General features: G+C 71.5%; 1 protein-coding gene and 1 pseudogene. Both read right to left on the bottom strand.

All coding sequences use genetic code 11. The features are described from left to right. The coding region (locus tag ACFPZN_RS56190) for a roadblock/LC7 domain-containing protein (RefSeq protein WP_378293645.1) at window positions 1-408 on the bottom strand (408 nt) is incomplete at its 3' end. 146 nt (window positions 409-554) lie between these two features. Further along, a pseudogene (locus ACFPZN_RS56185) lies at window positions 555-910 on the bottom strand (hypothetical protein); the annotation flags it as partial.

The raw sequence follows: 910 nt of genomic DNA, 5'->3' as shown, positions 1-910 counted from the left end.
CGGCGTGCCATGACCCGCCGAACGCGGCGCCGCGGTCAGATACCCACCGATCTGCTCCACCAGCTCATTCATACTGTGCCCGACCAGACCCACATCGGCGTCCTCACCGGCCAGCACCGCCAAGTGCGCCCCCTCCCCCGCCGGCACGATGAGCAACACCCCACCCGAGAACTCCACCATCGACTGGCCGGAACCGACGCCGTCGCCGAACTCATGCGAAGCGGTCAGAGACAGGCTCTGGATCCCCGCGGCGATGGCCGCCAGCTGGTCGGCGCTGTCGTCGTCCAGGCGGTGGGTGTGGCAGATCCGCAGACCGTCCCTGGACAGCACCAATACGTGCTGGATGCCCGGAGCCCGGTCCACCAGACCCGCCAGAAGCCAATCAAGTCGATGCTCATCGGTGTTCATCAAGATCACGGGGCCGCGACCAGCGGACGCTGCACCCCTGCCTCCTCATCTGTCGTTCCTCCGGCCGGGCTGAGGTCCCGGGACCGGTACACGCCGCCCACCCCGAAACGGGGGGAGGCCGCGGGTGGACCGCAGGGCCGCAGGCCCTACTGGTCGAGATCTGCGGCGGACGTGCCGTCGCTGTCGTCGTGGGTTCCGCCCGCGCGGGTGCGGCCCTCAGCGGACTGGCGGAACGCGGCGAACCGCACCCCCGGGTCACGGGGCTTGGGAGCGGGGCGGGGCGGCTGCTCGATCGTCGCGGCGAGGGTCGCGCCGCGGCGGCGCTTGGGGAGGTGCGCGTCATCCGCGCCGGTACGGACGGCGGCGCGGGCGCGGCTAGGCGAAGAGGTAGCGGACGACGCGGCGGTGCCGACCCCAGGCGGCATGTCCAAAGCCGTCTCGTCGGAGGCACGCGTGATCAACCGCCGCGGAATCAACACCACCACCCCAATGCCACCCCGCG

Source organism: Actinomadura rugatobispora (genome assembly GCF_042656285.1).
In the GTDB taxonomy this organism is placed as follows: Bacteria; Actinomycetota; Actinomycetes; order Streptosporangiales; family Streptosporangiaceae; genus Spirillospora; species Spirillospora rugatobispora.
This window is presented reverse-complemented; position numbering and strand designations above follow the sequence as displayed.